At 69.1% G+C, this 21,278-nt stretch carries 21 protein-coding genes and 1 tRNA gene; 5 read left to right on the top strand and 17 right to left on the bottom strand.

Going from position 1 to position 21,278, the window contains the following annotated elements; all coding sequences use genetic code 11:
* Positions 1–9: 9 nt before the first annotated feature.
* Positions 10–1,209 carry a Bug family tripartite tricarboxylate transporter substrate binding protein gene (locus OH802_RS14215; RefSeq protein ID WP_406028950.1) on the bottom strand — a complete coding sequence of 400 codons (1,200 nt, stop codon included), beginning with the start codon at positions 1,207–1,209 and terminating at the stop codon, positions 10–12.
* Positions 1,210–1,267: 58 nt separating this feature from the next.
* Complete coding sequence (locus OH802_RS14210; protein ID WP_406028948.1) at positions 1,268–2,377, bottom strand: PrpF domain-containing protein; 1,110 nt, start codon at positions 2,375–2,377, stop codon at positions 1,268–1,270.
* 196 nt (positions 2,378–2,573) lie between these two features.
* Between OH802_RS14210 and OH802_RS14205 the strand changes: the two genes are divergently transcribed.
* Positions 2,574–3,491 carry a LysR family transcriptional regulator gene (locus tag OH802_RS14205; protein WP_406028946.1) on the top strand — a complete coding sequence of 306 codons (918 nt, stop codon included), beginning with the start codon at positions 2,574–2,576 and terminating at the stop codon, positions 3,489–3,491.
* Here the strand turns inward: OH802_RS14205 and OH802_RS14200 are convergent, their stop codons facing one another.
* Positions 3,492–4,424 carry a LysR family transcriptional regulator gene (locus tag OH802_RS14200; RefSeq protein WP_406028944.1) on the bottom strand — a complete coding sequence of 311 codons (933 nt, stop codon included), beginning with the start codon at positions 4,422–4,424 and terminating at the stop codon, positions 3,492–3,494. It lies immediately after the preceding gene.
* A 75-nt stretch (positions 4,425–4,499) separates the two neighbouring features.
* Between OH802_RS14200 and OH802_RS14195 the strand changes: the two genes are divergently transcribed.
* Positions 4,500–5,729: an MFS transporter gene (locus OH802_RS14195; protein WP_406028942.1), complete on the top strand. Its 1,230-nt coding sequence runs from the start codon at positions 4,500–4,502 to the stop codon at positions 5,727–5,729.
* On the opposite strand, the gene OH802_RS14190 is transcribed toward OH802_RS14195, so the two are convergent.
* The 3 genes from OH802_RS14190 to OH802_RS14180 are packed head-to-tail and all read right to left on the bottom strand — an operon-like array spanning position 5,695 to position 8,358.
* Positions 5,695–6,921, bottom strand: a complete 1,227-nt coding sequence (locus OH802_RS14190; RefSeq protein ID WP_406028940.1) for an amidohydrolase family protein — start codon at positions 6,919–6,921, stop codon at positions 5,695–5,697. The genes OH802_RS14195 and OH802_RS14190 overlap by 35 nt on opposite strands.
* Positions 6,922–6,934: 13 nt before the next feature.
* Positions 6,935–7,504, bottom strand: coding sequence for an MFS transporter (locus OH802_RS14185; RefSeq protein ID WP_406028938.1), 570 nt, complete (start codon positions 7,502–7,504; stop codon positions 6,935–6,937).
* A complete protein-coding gene (locus OH802_RS14180; RefSeq protein ID WP_406028936.1) occupies positions 7,501–8,358 on the bottom strand; it encodes an MFS transporter in 858 nt (285 codons plus the stop codon). Before OH802_RS14180 ends, OH802_RS14185 begins: the two co-directional genes overlap by 4 nt.
* A gap of 72 nt (positions 8,359–8,430) precedes the next feature.
* Here OH802_RS14180 and OH802_RS14175 point away from each other — a divergent pair, with 72 nt between their 5' ends.
* Both OH802_RS14175 and OH802_RS14170 read left to right on the top strand, forming a co-directional pair.
* A complete protein-coding gene (locus tag OH802_RS14175) occupies positions 8,431–8,727 on the top strand; it encodes a putative quinol monooxygenase (RefSeq protein ID WP_406028934.1) in 297 nt (98 codons plus the stop codon).
* Between the two features lie 51 nt (positions 8,728–8,778).
* Positions 8,779–9,600 (top strand): MurR/RpiR family transcriptional regulator, encoded by an 822-nt coding sequence (locus OH802_RS14170; protein WP_406028932.1) that lies wholly within the window; start codon positions 8,779–8,781, stop codon positions 9,598–9,600.
* On the opposite strand, the gene OH802_RS14165 is transcribed toward OH802_RS14170, so the two are convergent.
* The 3 genes from OH802_RS14165 to OH802_RS14155 are packed head-to-tail and all read right to left on the bottom strand — an operon-like array spanning position 9,591 to position 13,782.
* Positions 9,591–10,727: a serine hydrolase domain-containing protein gene (locus OH802_RS14165; protein WP_406028930.1), complete on the bottom strand. Its 1,137-nt coding sequence runs from the start codon at positions 10,725–10,727 to the stop codon at positions 9,591–9,593. The two genes, OH802_RS14170 and OH802_RS14165, sit on opposite strands and share 10 nt — an antisense overlap.
* Entirely contained in the window at positions 10,724–12,307 is a 1,584-nt protein-coding gene (locus OH802_RS14160) for an amidohydrolase (RefSeq protein WP_406028928.1), read from the bottom strand. The genes OH802_RS14165 and OH802_RS14160 overlap by 4 nt, the downstream gene beginning before the upstream one ends.
* Positions 12,304–13,782, bottom strand: a complete 1,479-nt coding sequence (locus OH802_RS14155) for an APC family permease (RefSeq protein ID WP_406028926.1) — start codon at positions 13,780–13,782, stop codon at positions 12,304–12,306. The genes OH802_RS14160 and OH802_RS14155 overlap by 4 nt, the downstream gene beginning before the upstream one ends.
* 85 nt (positions 13,783–13,867) lie before the next feature.
* Between OH802_RS14155 and OH802_RS14150 the strand changes: the two genes are divergently transcribed.
* Positions 13,868–14,512 carry a TetR/AcrR family transcriptional regulator gene (locus tag OH802_RS14150; RefSeq protein WP_406028924.1) on the top strand — a complete coding sequence of 215 codons (645 nt, stop codon included), beginning with the start codon at positions 13,868–13,870 and terminating at the stop codon, positions 14,510–14,512.
* Positions 14,513–14,524: 12 nt separating this feature from the next.
* Here the strand turns inward: OH802_RS14150 and OH802_RS14145 are convergent, their stop codons facing one another.
* From OH802_RS14145 to OH802_RS14110, 8 genes are all read right to left on the bottom strand, one after another.
* Positions 14,525–15,862: an MFS transporter gene (locus tag OH802_RS14145; RefSeq protein ID WP_406028922.1), complete on the bottom strand. Its 1,338-nt coding sequence runs from the start codon at positions 15,860–15,862 to the stop codon at positions 14,525–14,527.
* Positions 15,863–15,953: 91 nt separating this feature from the next.
* Positions 15,954–16,466 carry a flavin reductase family protein gene (locus OH802_RS14140; RefSeq protein WP_406028920.1) on the bottom strand — a complete coding sequence of 171 codons (513 nt, stop codon included), beginning with the start codon at positions 16,464–16,466 and terminating at the stop codon, positions 15,954–15,956.
* Between the two features lie 14 nt (positions 16,467–16,480).
* Positions 16,481–16,837 (bottom strand): cupin domain-containing protein, encoded by a 357-nt coding sequence (locus tag OH802_RS14135; RefSeq protein ID WP_406028918.1) that lies wholly within the window; start codon positions 16,835–16,837, stop codon positions 16,481–16,483.
* Complete coding sequence (locus tag OH802_RS14130) at positions 16,834–18,309, bottom strand: 4-hydroxyphenylacetate 3-hydroxylase family protein (protein WP_406028916.1); 1,476 nt, start codon at positions 18,307–18,309, stop codon at positions 16,834–16,836. The genes OH802_RS14135 and OH802_RS14130 overlap by 4 nt, the downstream gene beginning before the upstream one ends.
* Positions 18,309–18,989, bottom strand: coding sequence for a DUF2848 family protein (locus OH802_RS14125; RefSeq protein ID WP_406028914.1), 681 nt, complete (start codon positions 18,987–18,989; stop codon positions 18,309–18,311). The genes OH802_RS14130 and OH802_RS14125 overlap by 1 nt, the downstream gene beginning before the upstream one ends.
* Entirely contained in the window at positions 18,986–19,816 is an 831-nt protein-coding gene (locus tag OH802_RS14120) for a carbon-nitrogen family hydrolase (protein WP_406028912.1), read from the bottom strand. The genes OH802_RS14125 and OH802_RS14120 overlap by 4 nt, the downstream gene beginning before the upstream one ends.
* A gap of 81 nt (positions 19,817–19,897) precedes the next feature.
* The gene (locus OH802_RS14115) at positions 19,898–20,881 is read right to left on the bottom strand and encodes an AraC family transcriptional regulator (RefSeq protein ID WP_406028910.1); all 984 of its coding nucleotides are present in this window, start codon (positions 20,879–20,881) and stop codon (positions 19,898–19,900) included.
* A 234-nt stretch (positions 20,882–21,115) separates the two neighbouring features.
* A tRNA-Val gene (locus OH802_RS14110) sits at positions 21,116–21,191 on the bottom strand.
* Positions 21,192–21,278: the final 87 nt, after the last annotated feature.

Below are 21,278 nucleotides of genomic sequence, written 5' to 3'. Positions count from 1 at the left end.
TGTCTGCCCTCAGTCGATCGTGATGTCGTAGTCGGTCTCGAGCAGCTCGAGGACGTCCTGGCGGACGCTCTCGTCCACCTGGTACGCCTCGCCGATCCGCTCGGGGAGGTCGGGTGAGGCGTCGAGCGGATAGCCACCGAGCACCTCGGCGGCGGACTTCTGGAACGCGGGATCGGCACCCATGTCGTCGGCCGTCGAGCGCAGCAGCTCGACCGCCTCGTCCGGTGTGTCCTCGGGCACCCAGAGTGCCTTCTGGTAGGTGTAGGTCAGCGCCAGGATGGCGCGGTAGGTCTCCAGCGCCTCGGGATCCGGCTGCTTGCCATGGAGCTTCTCGTACGCCTCGACGACGGTCGGCAGGTCCGGGAAGTTGGGATCGCGCACGATCTCGCCGTCCTCGTTGACCTGCCCCAGCGAGAAGAGCGGCACCGCGGTGCCGTCCTCGACCAGCGGCTCGACCGCGGGCTCGTACGACGAGGTCGTCTGGTAGTCGATGTCGACCTCGCCGCGCTGGAGCGCGAGGTTGACCGGCCCCCGGCCCTCGAAGCCGAAGGTCGAGTCGATGTCGGCGGAGAGCAGGTCGAAGGCCAGCATCGTCGTGAGGTCGAGGCTGGTGGCCGCGATGCCCCCGAAGATGAGTGGCTTGTCCCGGTCGACCAGGTCCTCGATGCCATGCACCCCGGCGCCGGTCCGGGCGTAGACCACCGCGCCGGTGCCGTTGGCCAGAATGGGACGGAGGTCGTTGAAGTCGTAGCGCACGGACGGCATGTCGAGGAGGTATGGCACCACCGTCGAGGCGGTGCTGACCAGCACCTCGGTGCCGTCGGTCTTCGCCGAGGTCATGAAGTGGTTGGTGCCCAGGATCCCCTCGCCGCCGTCGTCGTTGACCGGAGCCAGGCCCGGGGAGCCGGGCACCGCCTCGGTCAGCTCGGCTCCGACGAACCGGGCCCAGGTGTCCGTGCCACCACCCTCGGCCAGCGGGATCATCATCTCGACGGTCTCACCCGAGTAGTCGCCGTCGGCCGTGGAGGCGGCCGGGTTCAGGAAGTCCCCGCCCAGGACGGAGACGCCCACCGCCAACGCGGTGAAGCCGGCGAGGACGGCTCCGGCGAGTCGTGGAGTCGGCGCAGGCCGCTCCGGCGGCTCCTGCGGTGGACTGGTGTCCTCGTCTCCTGCCGTGGTCAGGTCCTCTTCGTCGAGGTGCTGAGTCATGAATTCCTCCAGGTGAAGCGAGCCCCACACGGGCTTCCCGTGTCAAGGGGTTGGATGGTTAAGCCGAGACGGACGGCAGCAGCGGCGGATCCGGCAGCACGACGGATCCGTGGGCGAGACGGCGGTAGGTGCGTACGACGCCGACGACGGGGACGCCGTCGTGCTCCTCGGCGAAGGTGCTCACGCTGCCCGCGGGAGTTCCGATTCGCAGGCCGGTGGCGGGCCGCCCTGCCGGGACGAGGTCGTGAACCACGGTGCCGGGCGCGTCGGCGGCCAGGGTCAGCGCCACCGAGCCGGTCACCGGGACCGCCGGGTGGAAGCGCCCCATCGACAGCATCCGGACGGTCAGGTCGGTGCTCTCCTCGCTCGCCGGATCGGGAGCGGAGACGAGCGCGAGCTTCGGGACGGCCCGGGCGACGGCATCCGGAGTCGGAGCGAGCCCCATCAGGACGCCAGCTTCCCGGCGTACGGCATCGAGGCGGGCCAGGAGGCCGGGCACCAGATCGAGCTCGGCGATGTCCTCCTCGCCGCGCACACCGAAGTCGGCGGCGTTGGCCGCGACGACCGGCGCGCCCGCGTCGATCAGCGTGACGGTCACCCCGCCCACGGCCTCCGGCAGGACGTCGCGCTGATGACCCGTCGGAAAGAGCTGTCCGGTGCTCCGGCCCGCCGGGTCGACGAAGCCCATCCGCACCGGAGCGCCGAGGAAGGGAACGCCGGGGATGGCCTCGGAGGCGTCCTCGTCGAGTACGCCTCCCGGGGTCGGCACCCGCTGCACGATGAGCTGGTCGGTGTTGGTGTTGAGGACCCGGACGGCCGTCTCCGGCGTGCCGGTGCGCACCCATCCTTCGCGGATCGCGAACGACGCGACCACGGCGGAGCAGTTGCCGCAGTTGCTCCCCCAGTCGACCTTGGCCTCCTCGATGCCGACCTGGGCGAACGTGTACTCCACATCCACCCCGGACGCCTCCGAAGGGGCGAGGATGACCGCCTTGCTCGTGGTGGACGTACCGCCGCCGACGCCATCGACCTGGCGATGGTCAGGGCTGCCGTAGATCCGCAGCAGCACCTCGTCGACGGACAGGTCCGGAACCTTCAGGTCGTCGCGACGGAAGACCCAGCACTTGCTGGTGCCACCCCGCATCCAAGTCGCGGCGATCTCGCGCATATTGCCTCCTGGGCCGAGTCGTCCGGGCGTTCCGGACGCACTCAGACTGGAGGCGGGTGACGTGTAGCACAATCACGAATCTGCACACGACCATGAAGCAGAACTGCACGCTCAACTCGGGCGTGTGCGCCGACCCGGGACGACGTGCGGCTGAAGCAGCGCTGCATGCCCCTTCATGGCGATGTAGCGCGACTTCATGCAGACTGGGGCCGTGCTCGACATCAAACGGCTGCAGATCCTGTTGGCGATCGTGGAGGAAGGGTCAGTGACCAGCGCGGCCGCGGCGCTGGGCTATACACCCTCGGCGATCTCGCAGCAGCTGCTCAGGCTCGAGCGCGAGGCCGGGCAGCCGCTCCTCGACCGCCATGCGCGGGGCATGACGCCGACGGACGCCGGCCTCGTGCTCGCCACCCACGCCCGCAAGGTCCTGCGCCAGCTGGCCGCGGCCGAGTCGGACCTCGCCGACATCGCCGGCGTACGTCGCGGCAGCGTCACCCTGGGCACATTTCCCACCATCGGCAGCTCTTTCCTGCCTCTGGCCGTCCGCCGCTACCGCGAGCTCTACCCCAACATCGCGCTGACCATCCACAGCGGCCGCGAAGACGATCTCGTGCGCATGCTGGAGGAGGGCAAGGTCGCCATGTCCCTGCTGTGGGACTACGCCTGGGAGCGGGTCGACAACGATGAGCTGGTGCTGACCGAGCTCTTCACCGACCCCACCGTGCTTCTCGTCGGCGCCACCCACCGCCTGGCCCGGCGGCGTACGGTCCGGATGGCCGACCTCGCCGAGGAGCCCTGGATCATCCGCGCGGGAGGACACCCGGTCGTCGAGGTGCTGCAGCGGAGCGCCGTCGCCGCGGGTTTCAACCCGACCATCGCGTTCCAGGCCAACGACTACCAGGAGGCCCAGGCCATGGTCAGCGTCGGACTGGGCATCGCGCTCGCTCCCAGAACGGCCACCGTCAACCAGCATCCCGACGTACGCGTCATCTCCCTCGGCGACTCCGCGCCGCCCCGGCGCGTGCTCGTCGCCCACCGGACGGGTCGAGTCCGAAGCGCTGCCGAGCTCGCCCTGCACGACGTGCTGGTGGAGACCTCGTCGACCTACTCCTGATCAGCCGCCCAGAGGTCGCAGGCCGATCTCGGTCAGTCGCCGCCCCCGCCGCCGGAGCAGGTCCTGGAAGGCGGCGGCGAGCGTCGACGGACGGCGGTCGAGCCAGCAGGCACCGATGTGACGTACGGCCTCCGGATTCGTCAACGGGACCTCGACGCAGCCCGCGGCGCCGTGCGGGTCGCGGGGTGCCAGGCTCACCCCGAGTCCGGCCGAGACGAGTCCCCGGAGGGTGGCGAGGTCGTCGCCCTCGAAGCCGACCGTCGGCGTGACGCCGCTGGCCTCAGCGAGACCCTCGAGCAGCGTACGCATCCCATAACCGCGCTTCATGCAGATGAACGTCTCCGCTCCGGCCTCCTCGAAGCTCACCCGGGCGCGTGTCGCCAGGCGGTGTCCTGTCGGTACGACCAGGACCAGGGGCTCGGTGTGCAGCCGCCACTGGCGCATGCCGGAGCCCTCCTCGAGCGGCGAGATCAGCGCGACCTCGGCGGTGCCGTCGGTGACCGCCTCCAGGCACCGCGGACGCGAGGTCTGGATCAGGTCGACCGATGTGCCCGGATGCTCCTGCAGGAAGGCCTTCACCAGCGCCGGTACGACCCGCTCGCCGAGGGTGCTCTGGAACGCGAGGGCGATCCGTCCGCGGGCGCCTGACTCCTGTGCCTGCACCGCCTCGATGCCTGCAGTGGCCGCCGCGACCGCGGCGGCGGCGTGCGGGGCCAGCGCCTCCCCCGCCCTGGTGAGCCGCAGCCCTCGCCCGTGTCTCTCGACCACGTCCACGCCGAGCTCTCGACCGAGGCGCGCGAGCATGCGGCTCACCGTGGGCTGCGGCATCTGCAGCAGATCGGCGGCAGCGTGCGTCTGCCCCGTCTCGGCCAGGGCCACGAGGGCCGGGAGCATCGGGAGGACGTTTCGTGCGGTGGCATCCACACTCGACATACTATGCGAATTCGCATTGCTCGTGGGTCACTGATGCATTGGACGCACAGTTTCGGGCTCCTTAGCGTGACGAGGGTGAGCGATCAGGCTGCGACCGACCCGGGACATCGACGCGTGCTGGTCGCGCTGGTCGCGATCGGGATGACGACGTTCGTGCAGCTCTACTATCCTCAGGCGCTGATCCCGGCGATCAGCCGTGACTTCGCGGTCGATGCCTCCCAGGCCGCCCTGACCGTCTCCGGGGCGACGATCGGCCTCGCCGTCGCCGCACTCGGCTGGTCGTGGGTCGCAAACCGGATCGGCCGAGCCAGGGCGATGACGATCGCCATCGTCGCCGCGGCGGCCATAGGGCTGGCCCTCCCGTTCGTGACCTCGTTCCCCGTCCTCATCCTCCTTCGCATCGCACAGGGCATCGCCCTGGGCGGCACCCCCGCGCTCGCCCTCGCCTACCTCAGCGAGCAAGTCAGCCGACGCGACGCGATGGCCGCGGGCGCGACGTACATCTCCGGCACGGTCGTCGGCGGCCTGGTCGGGCGGCTGATCGCCGCTCCGATCGCCGACGTGAGCGACTGGCGCGTGGCGGCGCTCGTGGCCGGATGCGTCAGCGCGCTCGGCGCCGGCGTCGCAGTCACCACCTTGCCGCGCGAGCGCCGCGACCGACTCAGCCCCGCGACAGCACGGCCACGACCAGCCGGCGTGTGGCCCGGGATGGTCGCCAACCTCACCAACCCCGGCCAGCTCGCCCTCTACGCACAGGCGTTCTTCCTGATGGGCGCACAGGTGGCCGTCTTCAACTACCTCGGCTACCGCCTCGAGCTGGAGCCGTTCTCATTGCCGCCGGCGCTGACGGCGGTGATCTTCCTGGCCGGCCTCTCCGGTGCCGTCTCGGCCCGGCTCGCAGCCACCCTCGCCGGACGCTTCGGCCGCAGACGCGTACTCCTCGCCTCGTCGCTGACCATGGTCGCCGGAGCCGCATCGACGATCCCCGACCGACTGCCCTCGGTCCTGATCGGACTGCTGCTCTTCACCACTGCCTACTTCTCGGCACATTCGATCGCGTCAGGCTGGGTGGGCCCGATGGCGACCACCGGGATCGCCCAGGCCACCTCGCTCTACACGCTGTTCTACTACGCGGGCTCCAGCCTCTTCGGCTGGCTCGGCGGCCTCGCCTTCGCGGCCGGCTGGACCGGCACCGCGAGCATGGTCATCGCGATCACCCTCATCGCGTTCGCCGCCGCCCGCGCGCTCCTGCCCCACCTCGCCGAGCCGACTAGAGCCAAGAGTCGACGGCCCCAGCCCGAATGACGTGACGCAGGTGCCGTTTCGGCGCGGTGAGGATCCTGATGTCCTCCCCAGGATCGCCATCCAGCACAAGCAGGTCTGCGAGAGCGCCCTGCTCGAGGGTGCCGATCTCGCCCTCCATGCCGAGGAGGCGCGCCGCGACACTCGTTGCACTGCGGATGACGTCCATGACCGGTTGGACACGAGCACGGATGGCGAACTCGTCGAGCTGGCGCACTTGAAGGTCTCCGAGCAGATCGCTTCCGTAGACCAGATTCACTCCTGCCCGGTGTGCCTGCTCCAGAGCATCGATCGCGGCCGATCGCACCTCATCCAGCTTTCGCAGCGACCCGCCTGACAGACCGGATCCCGCGCCGGCCTCGTACATCGCCTCGTACGTGATGATGGTCGGTACGAGGAAGGCGTCCCGTTCGACGAGCAGCCGGATGGACTCCTCATCGATGAGGTTGCCGTGCTCCACGCATCGCACCCCTTCCCGCAACGCCTGGTTCACCGCCCGCGGATGGTAGGCATGCACGGTGACGTATCGGTTGTGGTTCTCCGCCTCGACGACGGCCGCGCGGATCTCCTCCGCCGTGTACTGAACCGCGGAGATCTCGTCTGTCGGGGACGCGACTCCTCCGGAGACGACGAGCTTGAGGTGGTGGGCGCCCTTGCGGAACTCGTCGCGAGCAGCGTGCCGCACGGCGTCCACTCCGTCGGCGATCCGTCCGAAGTCCGGCTTCAGCTGACAGCAAGGCTGCGACTCGTCGATGAGCGGACGAAAGTCGCCGTGCCCGCCCGTCTGGGAGAGCGCCTTGCCGCCGAAGATCAGGCGTGGCCCGGGGGCCAACCCCTCATCCAGTGCACGTGCCATGCCGTAGTCGGCACCACCGACATCACGCACGGTGGTGAATCCGCGTCGGAGCATGTCGCCCGCGGAACGCAACGCCCTCACCGTCGTGTAGCCAGGCGTCCAGCCGGCACGATCGGCATGATCCGTCGACGTGACCGTGATGTGTACGTGCGCGTCCACGAGACCGGGCATCACGGTGCCGCCTTCGGCATCGATGACGCGCGCATCGCCATGCGGCGTCGGCGGCTTCCCTACCCCACTGTCAGCGATCCTCCCGTCGGCGATGTCGATCCACGCATCTGCTCGACGCTCACCCGTGGCGGGCTCGAGGGTATGGGCATTGATGATCCGGGTACGCATGGATCCTTCTCCTTCAGGCAACTCGAGGTACGTCTTCGTTCAGGCTGCGACCCGACGTTCGCTCACCGAAGATCACGACCACGGCCACCGCCACCGCCAGTGCGACGACGAGCGCCAGGAACACGTTGACCCATCCGACGCGAGCGAAGAGGTAGCCGATCACGATCGGCGCGGCGATCGCTCCGACCCGGCCGACGGCGGAGGCGACGCCCATCGCCGTGGCGCGCACTGCCGTCGGATAGAGCTCTGCCGTGTAGGTGTAGTAGATCCCGGCCGCGCCGTTGGCGAACGCCGCCAGCACCGCAGAGCCGAGGACGAGGACCCAGGTGTGCTCGGCAAATGCCACCACGAGCGCGCCCGCCGTAGCACCGAGCGCGTAGATGGCGAGGAGCCACTTCCGCTCGATCTTGTCGATCAGCAGGCTCGCGACGTAGTAACCGGGGAGCTGCGCAACAGAGGTGATGAGGGCGACCAGGAACGAGTTCGTCAGCGTGAGCCCCTTCTCGATCACGAGAAGAGACGGGAGCCACGCGGAGAACCCGTAGTTCACGCCCGTGAAGATGAACCAGAGCAACCAGATCACCGCTGTCGTCCGGGCCAGGGGCCCCTTCCACAGCGCGAGCAGCTGGGACAGCGCGCCGCGCCTGGCGACCGACCGAGGTGCCTCGAGCACACCGCCTCCCACCGGGGCGCCGGCTCAACGGCCAGCGACGCGGCCATCAGCGGATCGACGCCGCTGCGACGCTCGATGTCCTCGATCACCGCAGTCGCCTCATCGACGCGGCCCTTGGACAGCAGGTAACGCGGTGACTCGGGCAGTGAGCGCCGCCACCACAGCAGCAGGAGCACCGGCAGCGCCGCGACGACAGCGGCGATGCGCCACCCGATCTCCGGGTTGGGAGAGATGATGATCGGGGCAGCGACCCCCGCGAGGATGTAGCCGAACGCGAGGAACCCGACGGTCCTGGTGACGAACTTGCCGCGTACGCGAGCGGGAAGGAACTCGGAGATGTACGGAGCGATCAGAGCCGTCTCGGCTCCAATGCCGACCCCGGCCAAGGCGCGCCAGATGAAGAGCTCCGGCACCGAGCCAGCCGTCCCCATCAGCAAGCTGCATGCACAGAAGATGAGCAGCGCTGTCATCAACAGCTTGCGTCGACCGAACCGATCGGCGAGCACTCCAGCGACCAACGCGCCGACCAGATACCCGAAGAAGATCGATGACAACAGCCATCCCGAGACAGAGGCGGGAATGGCCCAGATGACGATGAGCGCGGAGAGCGCATAGCCCATCAAAGCCCCGTCGAAGGAATCGAAGGTGTAGCCGAGTCCGCCCATCATCATGAGGCGCCGATGCGGCCGCCCCGGCTCCAGGTTGTCCAGCCTTGAAAGCAATGCGTCATGTTGCGCGGCAGTTCCGCCGAAGTTTGTGGTCATGAAGACCTCCATTGCACTAGATCGTGAATGCAACGTTAGATGCACTAATGTGGTCTATGCAACACTTAGTGCATGACTTTGCTTACGGTCCTCAGCCTCCACGTCCCTCACGATCGCCGAGACGACATCGTCAACCACTACCTGGCGGCCGACATCCTCCGCGTCTCCGGCGCGGTGTCGGCGAAGCTGTGCGTCGATCCGAACGACCCCGGAGCAGTGGTCGTCATCGCGGAGTGGCCGGACCCCTCTGCGTACGAGGCATGGCAGGCTGCACCAGAGCGAGACGAGTTCTCGCGACGAATCCTGGCAATCGCGGGCAACGACGTGACGGCAACCACCGATGCGCTTCACCTTGTCGCTTCGACATGAGATCGATGCCGCACCCGATAAGAGAGGCACTCCGGAGTGACAGTCGAGAGGATGCTCGCAGCGCGAGCAGGACGTGCCGGTCTCGGCTCTCAGGCCGAGCGGGTGGTGCAGCTTCTGACGCAGATGCCGCAGTTCGGCTCCTACGCTTCCGCACGCGAGGTGGCCGAGCGCGCCGGCGTCAACGTCTCGACTGTCGTACGGACGGCACAGCAGCTCGACTTCGACGGCTGGAGCGATCTGCGATCGGCGCTTCGTGCGGAGTACCTCGACTCGCTGGTCGCAACCGACCCCAAGAGCCGCGACCTCTCGAACGATGTCGCCGCCCGGATGCTGCGGCAGGACACAGCAAACCTCGCAGCCGTCGCCTCACCGACGAACCTCGCAGCCATCAACAGGATCGCCGAGGCCATCCGAACCGCCCGCCGCACAGTCGTGATCACCACCGGGTCGGGCGCCGGACCGGCACAGGTGCTCAGCTATCTCGCCTCGATCTACGGCTATGACATCCGGCTCGCAACGGGACCCGCCACATCGCAGGCCGTGTCCGTGTCGCAGATGGAGGAGGGAGACTGTCTCGTCGTCCTCAACGTCTGGCGCCTCACTCGGGCACTGCGCGGGCTGACCCAGCTAGGACACGCAAGGGGCGCAACCGTCGCCGTCCTCACCGACCTGCAGTCGTCGCCGCTCAACGCCAGCGCCGACCACGTCGTGATCACCCCGATCGAGGGAGTCGAACGAACCCCGTCGCTGACCGCGATGGTCGCCGTCGTGCACGCGATCCTCGCCCAGCTCGAGCAGTCGGCCGGGCGCAGCTCCGCCGGCCTCATCGAGCAGGCCTGGGAAGCACTCGACCTGATGGACGATCAGCCTTGAGGACCGTAGGGACGCAGCAGACGCTGCGTCATCTCGCGGAACGCGGTGAGGTCGGCCTGGGACCTCTCGTCATCGACCGGCAGCGGCCAGCTCGACAGCTTCACGCCGACGAAGTCCCGCGCCCGGTCGACGTACACCATCTGACCGTGGATGCCGAAGCACAGCACGACGTCGCCACCCGCGGCCGGGGACCAGAACTGGCCACGATAGCTGCCACCGGGAAGGCCGTAGTCGTGCTCGGCGTCCGCGAAGGCCATGGCCGATTCGGCACCACCGCGGAACAGGTCGTCGATCCACGCGGCAGGCACGACCTGCTCCCCCGTGAGCGACCGGCCACCTGAGGCGACCAGCGCGCCGAACCGGGCGAGGTCGCGCAGCGTGGCGCAGATGCCGCCGTCGAACATGGCGGTGCCGGCGCCGTCGACGGTGACGAAGGCGTCGTGCTCGGCTCCGATCCGTGACCAGAGCAGGTCCGAGGCCAGGTCGGCGAAGGGGACGCCGCCGGCCGCCGCCTCGCAGACCAGGCCGAGGGCGTCGGTGATGGCGCTGCTGTACGCGAAGGCACCGCCGTGGGGGCGATCGCTGCGCAGCTCGGCCAGGAACGCGCGCAGGTTCGCGGGCGATGACGCGCCACGTGCGGCCCAGCCGACCGCCTCGTCGAGGCGGCGTACCTCGGAGGTCGGGTCCAGGTAGTCCTCAGAGAAGTGGATGCCGACGCGCATGTCGAGCAGGTGGCGCACCGTCGCACCGGCCCAGCCTGAACCGGCCAGGTCGGGGAGGTACGACGTCACGGGCCGGTCCTCGTCGAGCCGGCCGTCGCCCACGAGGATCCCCGCCACGAGTCCGACGACCGACTTGCTCACGGACATGAGCAGGTGTCGCGTGTCCGGGCCCATCGTGCCGACGTACTGCTCGGCCACCACCGTCCCGCGGTGCACGATGAGCCAGGCGTCGGTGTCCTGCGCCGGCATGGAGAGCACCGGCTGATCGACGTCGCACGGACGCAGCGGCGCGGCGGCGCCCTCGCCCCTGGCGATGACCGCCACCGGGAACAGGTCATCCATGTGCTGGAAGGCCCAGCGCAGCTGCGGGTGCGTCTGCCAGCTGGCGACAGTCACTTCCGTCATCGAGTGTCCATGCGGTGGGTGATCCGCCCGCTGGAGACGGTGAGCCGGATCGGTGCGGCGGCGAGCTCATCTGCCGGCGCCTCGACCGGGTCCACGACGAACGCGGTGAGGTCGGCCCGGTGCCCGACGGCGATGCTTCCGGTGATGCCCTCGGTGCCGTCGGCCAGCGCCGCGTGGGTGGTCATCCCCTCGAGGGCCATCAGCCCGGTGAGGGCCTGGTCGGGAGTGATCGGCGTGTCGCCGCTCCCCGGGCGGCGGCGCAGTTGCGCGAAGGCGAGCACCTCGCGGGCGTCGTACGACGCGATGGGCCAGTCCGAGCCGAGCACCAGGGTGCCTCCGGCGTCACGTACGTCCCGGCAGGGCCAGGCGCGCGCGGCCCGCTCGGGACCCAGCCGGGTCGACCACTCGTCGGTGTGGTCGGCCCGGGCGTAGCCGGTGTGCGAGGGTTGCATCGAGGCGACGAGTCCCGCGCCGACCACCCGCCGGACGTCCGCCAGCGGCAGCGTCTCGAGGTGCTCCACCCGGTGCCGGACACCCCCGGTGTCGACGCCGGCCAGGGACTCGACGATGTGGCGCACGCCGGCGTCCCCAATGGCGTGGGTCGCCGTCTGGACCCGGTCGGAGGCGAAGTGCCGGACTGCCCGGGTGTAGGAGGCCGGATCGCGCCAGAACGCGTCGGTCCCCTGCCCGTGGCAGTCGGCGTGGCCCAGCCAGGCGGTGCCTCCCTCGACGGTTCCGTCGATGAAGAACTTCACGCCGCTCACGGCCCAGCGCCGACCGCGGCGCCCCTGGAGCGCATCGAGGGCCGCGAGGTCGCTCTCCGGCATGCACCACGGCATCACCCGCAGCCGAACCGGCAGGTCGGCCGCGTCCTCGACCGCGGCGAGCACGTCGAGCGCGTCGCCCTCGGCGTCCATCATCACGCCACCCGTCAGCCCGGTCGCCGCCATGCCGTCCATCACCTCGATGAGCCGCTTGTGGAGCTCCGCCCGCCCCATCGATGGGATGAGGTCGCGCACGGTCTCCATCGCGGCGTGCTCCAGCAGGAGCCCGGTCGGCCGGCCTTCGGTGTCGCACACGATCTCGGCGCGCTGCTCGAACCGGCGGGCGCCGGTCACACCTGCCCGGCGCAGTGCCTCGTCGCTGGCCAGCGACGAGTGGCCGTCGTACAGGACGAGGACGACCGGTGCTCCTGGGAGGACCTCCTCCAACACGCTGTTGGTGGCCGGGGCACCACCGAAGACGTTGTGGTCGAGACCGAAGCCGGTCACCCAGCCGTCCAGGCCGGGCACGGCGCCCGCGAGCGCGGTACGCAGGTCGTCGAGGTCCCTGCAGCCGGAGAGATCCGCACCGACGAAGGCGGTCACTCCGAACAGGGCGTGCAGGTGTCCATCGACCAGACCGGGGGTCACCGTGGCGCCGGCGAGGTCGATGACCTCGGTGGCGGCGTTCCGCAGGGCCAGCGCGTCGTCGTCGAGCCCGACGATCCGGTCCCCACGGATCGCCACGGCACGGGCCACGGGGCGGTCCGGGTCGAGGGTGCGGACGGTGGTCCCGACGAGGAGCAGGTCGGCACTCACGACGCCACCACCTCCGGGGTGCTGTCGCACGTCGCGGCGACACCGTCGAAGACGTCGCGGCGGTTGCGGCGCAGCCAGACCGCCCACACCACACCCAGGGCGCAGGTGACGGGGATGGTGAGCAGCAGCACCTGGTTCACCAGACCCGTGGTGCCGGTCAGGAACGAGATGTTCTTCGCGGACAGCACGATCGCGAACACCATGAGGCCGGCGGAGACGACCGGCGCGACGACGGTGCGCCAGGCCCCCTCCCCGGTGGCCCGCTTGCGGAAGTAGGCGACGACCGAGATCGCGGCGGCGACCTGCAGCAGCAGGATGCCGAAGATGCCAGGGGTGTTCACCCAGATCAGCAACTGCGTGTAGGGGTCGGCCTTCGCGATCGCGAAGCCTCCGACGACCACCAGCGCGAGCGCGGTCTGCGCGAGGCCGGCGACGTACGGCGCCCGCGTCCGCGGGTGCACCTTCGTCAGGACCGCGGGCAGCAGACCCTCCGCGGCGATGGCGAGCGAGTAACGGGTGACGGCGTTGTGGAAGGCGACCAGGCTCGCGACCACGCTGGTGGCGATGAGCATGTGCATGGCCGTGGTGAACCAGGTGCCGAGGTAGGTCTCGCCGGCGACGAAGAACATGCCGACGCCGTTCGTGGTGGCCGCCTCGACCGCCCCCGCAGCACCGAAGGCCTGGACGATGCTCCACACGATGAAGGCGTAGGTGCCTGCGAGGACTGCGACGGCGAGGTAGGTGGCACGCGGGATGGTGCGCCGCGGGTCGCGGGTCTCGCGGCGATAGATCACGGTGGCCTCGAATCCCATGAAAGCGGCGAAGGCTGTCGGCAGGATGACGGTCATCGGCGGTACGAACATGTTGTCCGGGGCGAACGAGTCGAGGCCGAGACCCTCGCTGCTGCCACCCTGGACGAGGATTGCGATGGCGAGGACCAGCAGCAGGCCCGTCTCCGCAGTGAGCAGCACCGCGAGGAACTTCGCACCGAAGTTGACGCTGCGGAAGCCGACGTACCAGACCACGACGATGCAGGCGAGCGCGTACACCCACCACGGCTGGTCGATCCCGAACACCTCGGCGAAGGTTCCCTGGATGGCCACGCCCGCGAGTCCGTAGACGCCGATCTGGAGGGCGTTGTACGAGACGAGGGCGACCAGCGCGGAGACCACGCCGGCCGTGCGGCCGAGCCCGACCGCGATGTAGGAGTAGAAGGCGCCAGCGTTGTCGATGTGCCGTGACATGGTCGTGAAGCCGACCGCGAAGATGGCGAGCGAAATGCCCGCGAAAACGTAGGCCGCCGGTGCCCCGATGCCGCCGATCATCAGCGCGAGCGGCGCGACGCCGACCATCACCATCAGCGGTGCGGCGGCCGAAACGACGATGAACACGAGATCGCTCGTTCCCAGAGCGTCGCGCTTGAGTCCAGGGACCGCGGCCTCGGTAGCTGAAGCGTTGGTTGGGGTGGTCGGCATGGGGCCTCCTTCATTAATCCAAATCGATTGGATTTGGGTTGTGCGGTAGCGTACGACTTCCAGCCTCTGAAGGGAAGGGCTTCTCGTGACCCAGATCACGCAGCGACGCGTCGGGCGGCCCCGCAAGGCGGTCCTGGACCGTGTGCGGATCGGCGCCACGGCCCTCGAGCTCGTCGACGATTCCGGCGACTTCACGCTCCCCGAGCTGGCCCAGCGGCTCGGTGTGCACACCTCCTCGCTCTACCACCACGTGGACGGCCGTTCCGGGGTGATCGAGCTCCTGCGCGAGCAGGTGAGCGACCAGATGGATGCCGCCGCACTCGAGCGGGAGCCCTGGGACGTCGCTATCCCTGCGTTCTTCCGTTCCTACCGGGCGGTCTTCGCCGCCCATCCCCGCGTCGTCCCCCTTCTCACCACGACAACCGTCCGGTCGCCGCAGGTGCTCGCTGCGTACGACCGGATGGTCGCGCTCCTGGAGGAGCTCGGCTTCCCCGTCGCCCGCGCCATGGAGGTGCTGACGGCCGTGGAGAGCTTCGTCATAGGGTCCGCGCTCGACCTCGCGGCACCCGATGTGATGTGGGAGATTCCCGAGGGCGTCGAGGCTCCTCGTCTCGCCGAGGCATTGGCCTCTCAACGCGACGCCGCCCACCGGGCAGAGGCTGCCTTCGAGTGCGGCCTTCGGATGATGTTGGCCGGGGTGGCCGCCGAACTCGGGGCTTCGACGGCCTGAGCCCGAGTCCGCTCAGTCCTGACCGATGGTGGCCAGGTCCGTCTCCCGGGTCTCCTTCGCGATCAGGGAAGCGACGAGGGAGACCGCGCCCATGGCGGCGAGATAGGCCGCGATCGCGTAGCCGGTGCCGAACTTCTGGTAGAGCGCGATCGCGATGATGGGAGCGAGCGAGCCGGCGAGGACCGAGGCCAGGTTGTAGGCCAACGAGACGCCGGAGTAGCGCACCTCGGTCGGGAACAGCTCGGAGAAGAAGGCCCCGATCACCGCGCTGAAGGCGGCGAAGATCAGCAGACCTCCGGCGACGGCCAGCACGATCAGGGCCGTGTTCTTCGTGTCCAGCAGGCCGAAGAAGACGAAGGACCACACGATCGTCGCCACGGACGCGGCGAGATAGATCGGCCGCCGCCCGATCCGGTCCGCGAGCACCGCGATCAAGGGGATCGCCACGACCGCGACACCCTGGCCGATCAGCACGGCCGTCAGGGCCGTCGACTGGTCGAGGTGGAGCATCTTGGTGACGTACGTGATCACGAACAACGAGTAGATGTAGAAGCCGGCGTTCTCACCGAAGCGGGTGGCGGCGGCCAGCAGCACCATCCGCCAGTGCTTGCGGATGACGATGCCCACGGGCAGACCCTTGGGCTGGGCATGGGCCTGCTTCTGTGCCTGCTCGAAGAGCGGGGTCTCAGCGACATAGAGACGCAGCCAGAGACCGATGAGGACGAGCAGCGCCGAGAGGCCGAAGGCGATGCGCCAGCCCCACGACAGGAAGTCCGCCTCGGAGAGCATGCTGTTGAGGGCTAGGAGCACACCCGCTGCCGCGAGATTGCCGAGGGGCGGGCCGATGTTGGGCCAGGAGGCGTAGAACGCACGGCGCTTCTCGTCCCCGTGCTCGGAGACTAGGAGTACTGCACCACCCCACTCGCCCCCGAGTGCGAAGCCCTGCACCAGCCGCAGGACGACGAGCAGGATCGGCGCGCCGATCCCGATCGTCGCGTAGCTCGGCAGGAAGGCGATCAGGAAGGTGGATCCGCCCATCAGCAGGAGGCTCGCGATCAGCGTGGCGCGGCGTCCGTGCCGGTCGCCGAAGTGACCGAGGACGACGGCGCCGATCGGACGCGCCAGGAACCCCACGGCGTACGTCGCGAAGGCCAGGATCGTGCCGACGAGCGGGTCGGACGCCGGGAAGAACAGGGTGTTGAAGACGAGCGCCGAGGCGGTGCCGTAGAGGAAGAAGTCGTACCACTCGACGGCTGTGCCGGCGAGGCTCGAGCCTGCGACGACCGGGAGGCTGGTGTGCGACGTTCGCTGAGGCTGCTTGCTAGGTTGATCGAGGGTTGTTCTGGACATGGGTCTCTCCTGAAGGGTGCGTGTCCGGCGACCTCGCCTCGGGGGCTGTTGCCGCAGCCGCCGGGGCATTTCTCGTTCTGGCCGGGAAGGGCTAGAAGAACCAGTGCTCGGGCTCGTGCCCGTGCGGGGTGACCTCGGCGAAGCGTCCGCCGTGGAATCCGAGCGCCTCGCCCTCGCGAGAGCAGACGTCGACGACCGCGCCGAAGACGACGGTGTGATCGCCGGCCTCGACCACTCGCTCGACGTCGCAGTCGACGTGCGTCAGCGCGCCGGGTACGACGGGCGCTCGGTGGCCGTCGTACTCCAAGCCGAGGCCGGCGAAGTGGTCCTCGCCGCGCTGGGCGAAGCGCAGCGCGATCGGCTGCTGGCGCGACGACAGGATGTTGACCACGAACCGCCCGGCGGCGGTCACCGCCTCCGCGCTGCGGGCCCCGTGGTTGAAGCAGACCAGGAGCAGCGGCGGGTCGAGCGAGACCGAGGTCAGCGAGTTCACGGTCATCCCGTGTGGGACGCCGTCGTGCTCGGTCGTGATGACGGCGACGCCGGTGGCGAAGCGGCCCATGGTCTGGCGCATCGCCATCGAGTCGACCGAGGATGCGGTCATCGTTCCCATCTCCCTCAGTCCTCGGTCCGCGCGTGGTAGCGGACCTCGTAAGTGGTCACGCCCTCGTCGGTGCGCCACGGGCCGTGCGGCATGCCGGGCGGGCGGCAGGCGAACTCGCCCGCCACGAAGGTCTGGTCCAGCGTGAGGTCGTGGAACGAGCCCTCGATGATGTAGACCTCCTCCCAGAACTCGTGCTTCTGCACGCCCAGGTCGGTGGAGTCGGCGCCGGGTTCGTAGCGCAGGATGCGGGTGGCCACGCCGCCGACGGGGTCGGTTGCGAGGATCCGCTCCTTGATCAACGGGTTGTCGCCCGGGCACAGGGTGTAGTCGATGTCGGTGATCGGCGTGAACTCGATCTCGGGCTTGCTCATGCGGTGACCCCCTCGGTGATTGCGGCGAGCTCGGTGACGCCGTACGACGCCAGGAACTCCTCGACGGACGCGAGCGGGCCGTCGTAGTCGAAGTTGCGGAACGCGTAGCCCTTCACGACGAAGGGGGCACCGGAGTAGAAGAGCTCGTACTGCTGGTGCCGTCCTGCGAACTCGCTGCCGATCGCGTCCCAGGCCAGCTTGAACAGCTTCACCCTGTCGATCGAGGAGAGGCCGGGGCTGCTGACGTAACGCTCCATGTCGTCGCGAGTGGCCTCCTCGACGAGCTCGTGCACGCTCGAGGGGACCTGCAGGACCCCGCCGCCGACGAGGTCTCGCAGGATGCCGATGACGCGCGGGTGGATCTCAGCCTGGAGACCCATGGCGCCGTAGAGCGCCTGGGCGCCGGGACGGACGAGGCCCTGGGCATCGGTGGTAGCCGTGAACTGGGCGGAGTTGACACCCGACTCGACGACGGAGACCAGGCTGGCCAGCTCGCCGAGCTTCTCGACGACGCCAGGGAACTTGTCGACGCCGTTGACCGCGGCGATCTTGCGGGCGATGCCGGCGAGGAACTTGAGCTTGGTGGCGAACCGGATCTGGGCCTGGAAGTTGCCGAGTACGTGGGCCGCGGTCTCGAAGAACTGCTTGCGGAGGCCGGTGACGTCCTTGTAGACGAAGACGTTCTCCCAGGGGATGAACACGTCGTCGAAGACGAGCAGAGCATCGGTCTCGTCGAAGCGGGAGCTGAGCGGGTAGTCGTACTCGCTCGTCACGCCGGGCGCGTACGGTCGACGGCAGTAGAGGCTGAGGCCGTCAGCGTTGACCGGGACCGTGAAGCTGACCGCGAAGTCGGAGTCCTCGGCCTGAAGGGGCTTGATGCACGACACCAGGATCTCGTCGGCGACCGCGCCTCCGGTGGCGAGCATCTGGGCGCCGCTGACGACGATGCCGTCCTCGCGCTCCTCCTTGACGCCGACCTGGATGAATTCGCCCTCCCAGGCGTGCGCGGTCGTGGCGCGCGAGACCTGTGGCGGGATGATCGCGTACGACACGTACAGGTCGTTCTCGACGATTCGGCGGTGGAAGGCGAGTACGTTGTCGGCCAGGCCGCGCTCGGTCGCGAACGCCTCGGGATGGGCCGAGAACGCGGCCACGAAGGCACCGACGTGGTCGGGCGAGCGTCCCACCCAGCCGTGGGTGTGGTCGGCCCAGACCTGCGCGGCGTCGCGCCAGGACTGCAGGTCCGCGGCGCTGCGGGGTGCGAGGAAGAGGCGGTTGACCGGGCGGGCGGCCGTCTCGTCGTGGACCTGCATCCCGTTGGCGGGATCCGCAGCGAGGTCGAGCAGGTCGCCGATCGTGCTGGCGATCGGCGCGAAGGCCGGGTCGCTCGCGACGTGCTCGACGGGCTTGCCGTCGACGATGACACGGCGGCCGTCGTCGAGGGAGGCGAGATAGTCGGTGCTGGTGCGCATCAGTTGCTCCTGACAGAGACGGTGTAAGTGAGTTCGATCGGGTCGTGGCCGGGGACTTCGAGCTGCATGCGCCAGTCGCGGCCGTAGCGGAAGGTGCCGTCGATCAGCGGCCGGGTTCCGCCGAAGAGGACGAGGGCGACGTCGGCGCTGCCGCCGATCTGGTCCCACTCAGCCAGGACCTGGGTGATCGGGAGCATCGAGGCGAGGGTGCCCTCCTGGTAGAGGTCGCCGTCGACCCAGCTGCGGACGACGATGGCGTCCCAGTCGACGAGGGCCGGCGGGTCACCGAGCTCGACGAGGGTGGAGGCGATCGGCTTGGGGCAAGCCGCCTTCGAGAGCTGGATGCCGACGGTCTCCATCTCGCGATCGGTGTGGTCCGAGCCGACGGTCAGGTAGTAGGTGCCGTTGGCCCGGATGAGCACGGGCTCGACCTCGCCGGAGGTCTCGGCGCCGCTGACCTCGATCTGGCCGGCGGTGGTCAGCCTGTCGACCTCGAGCGGGTAGAAGGCCGGGATCGTGTCCGGCTCCGGCACACCGATCGCGGCGAGCTCGTCGATGTGGTGGCGGACCGCCTCCTGGTCGCGGCCTGTGTATCCGGCCACGACGAGGTGACTCGGTGCGATCTCGACGTCGGCACCGTCGGTGGTGCTGAGCCGGAGGCGCGTCGCGGTGGTGCTCATGCGTACTCCTTCATCGGGGTGGACTGGGTTGATACGGGCGGGGCCGGCCAGCGACGGTCGGCCAGGGCGGGAAACTCAGCACGGAACCGGCCCGGCAGGCCGGGGTCGAGGTCGGCGTACGTGAAGCCCTCGTCAGCACCGGCTTCGACGAGCACCTCGCCGGTGGGCGCGACCACGCGGCTATGGCCGCCGAGGGCGACCCCCTGTTGTTCGCCGACCGCGTTGCAGGCGATCAGGTTGACCTGCTGCTCGACGGCGCGCACGGAGGTGAACAGGCGCCAGTGATCGAGGCGGGCAGTGGGCCAGGCGGCGCAGACGATCACCTGCTCCGCGCCCTCGTCGACCAGGCTCCGGAAGAGCTCGGGAAAGCGCAGGTCGTAACACGTCGTGATTCCGGTGGCAGCACCCGCGACAGGCCCGACGCCGAGGTCGGCGCCCGGTGTCAGCAGCTCCGACTCGCGGGAGCCGTAGCCGAACAGGTGGATTTTGCGGTATCGGGTGAGGACCTTGCCGTCAGGGGCGACGACGACGGAGGTGTTGTGCAGCCGACCCTCGGCATCGACCTCGACGAAGCTGCCGAGGTGCACGAACAGCTGGAGCGCAGCGGCCCAGGTGCGAGCCGCGGAGAGAGTCGGGCCCTCGAAGGGCTCGGCGCGCTCGGCGTACTGCTCGAAGGAGAAGTAGCCGGCCGTCCACATTTCCGGCAGGACCAGAAGATCGACGTTGTGCAACGCGCGCTCGGCGCGGACCGTACGGTCGACGCGGGCAAGGCGATCTTCGGCCGATTCATGGTCCGGACTGGCGAGCTGGAGGAGCGATATCTGCATGCCCCAACGATCTTGTGATCAGGACCACACCCGATATCGGAAAGACGACGGCGCGCACTCGGAATTGCGCGAGGAGGTGGGTCAGCGACGTTCGGCGAGAACAGCTGAAGGCGTAACGCCGTACCGGCTGCGGAACGCGGTGCCGAACTCGCCGAGGTGGAAGAAGCCGCAGCTGTAGGCGACGTCGGTCACCGAAAGCCCAGGTGGGCCGCTGGCCAGCAGAGCGTGAGCACGCTCGAGCCGCTGAGAACGCAGCCAACGCACCGGGGACGTCCCCAGCTCACTCCGGAAGGCAGCCTGCAGACTGCGCACGCTCGTCCCACACGCCTCAGCCACCGCGGTGACGGTCACCGGTTCACCGAGCCGGTCGAACATGAAGTCCATCGCCTGCCGCAACCGCGGCGACACCGGCCGGGAAAGACCGGGATCGGCGGCGGTCGTCCGATTGTTCGGCTGGGCGAGCAGCAAGGTCTCGATGATCACCTGCTCGAGCTGCCACAGCAGCTGCGGACGATGCTCGACCGCGGCCGAGTCGACGAGACTGACGGCCGACTCCAGCAGACCGTCGAGGCTGATGACGCCCTCGGCCAAGGCGACGTCGAAGTGGACCGGTCCGACCTCCCCGGTCAGCCCAGCCGCCACCGACTCGACTCGGGCTCGGTCAAGGCGCACGACCACCTGGTCCCAGGACTCGTCGAACATGAACTCGAACTCGCGATGCGGGCCGATGATGACACCGCGACCCGGTGCCGCCAGAACCTCCGTGTCCCCGTATCGGAACTTGCCCGACCCCGCGACCGGGAGGGTGAGGAGGTAGTCGTCGAGGACCCCGTCACCGGAGCTCACCGTGACCTCGGCCCCATAGCGCAGCAGGTTGACCGAAGCGTCCTGCAGCGGGACGTGGGTCAGGGTCGTGGCGAGCCGCGCTCTGGCCTGGCGTACCGCAAGTGAGTGAGGGCGCAGCGCCCCGGTGCACGCGTCGATGATCTGGTCGGCGTCCTCGGTGTCCAACAGCACAGCGCGACCGCGATCCGCCGCCAGGCGCGCCAATGCGGGAACTCCCATGGCACCTCCCGACAATCTGAGCGGACTCCGAGTCGACACCTCGAATCCACCGATCATGGCTCGCCCGTCCCGACGCCGTCAACGACAGGTGAGTCAAGGATGTGCGCCCGGCGCCTCCGCCGAGACCTGCCAGCCAGGCGTCGGCCTCACTGAAGCGGAAGCGGAGCTCACGGCCGACGCAGGGAATCTCATGAGAGAACCGCCTAGTCAGGACGTGCTGCTGACCGGCGGTGTTGGTGGACGCAGAGGGACTCGAACCCCCGACATCCTCCTTGTAAGGGAGGCGCTCTACCAACTGAGCTATGCGTCCGAAGCGCCCCAAGAGTACGCGATCAGGGGCGGGCCAGAGAAACCGGGCCGTAAATGGAAGTTGAGCCGCTGACGTCTCGGGTCATCA

Origin of the sequence: Nocardioides sp. NBC_00850, assembly GCF_045207335.1 — a bacterium.
Lineage (GTDB): Bacteria > Actinomycetota > Actinomycetes > Propionibacteriales > Nocardioidaceae > Nocardioides.
Note: the sequence above shows the minus strand (reverse complement) of the source record. Positions and strands in the feature narration are given on the sequence as shown.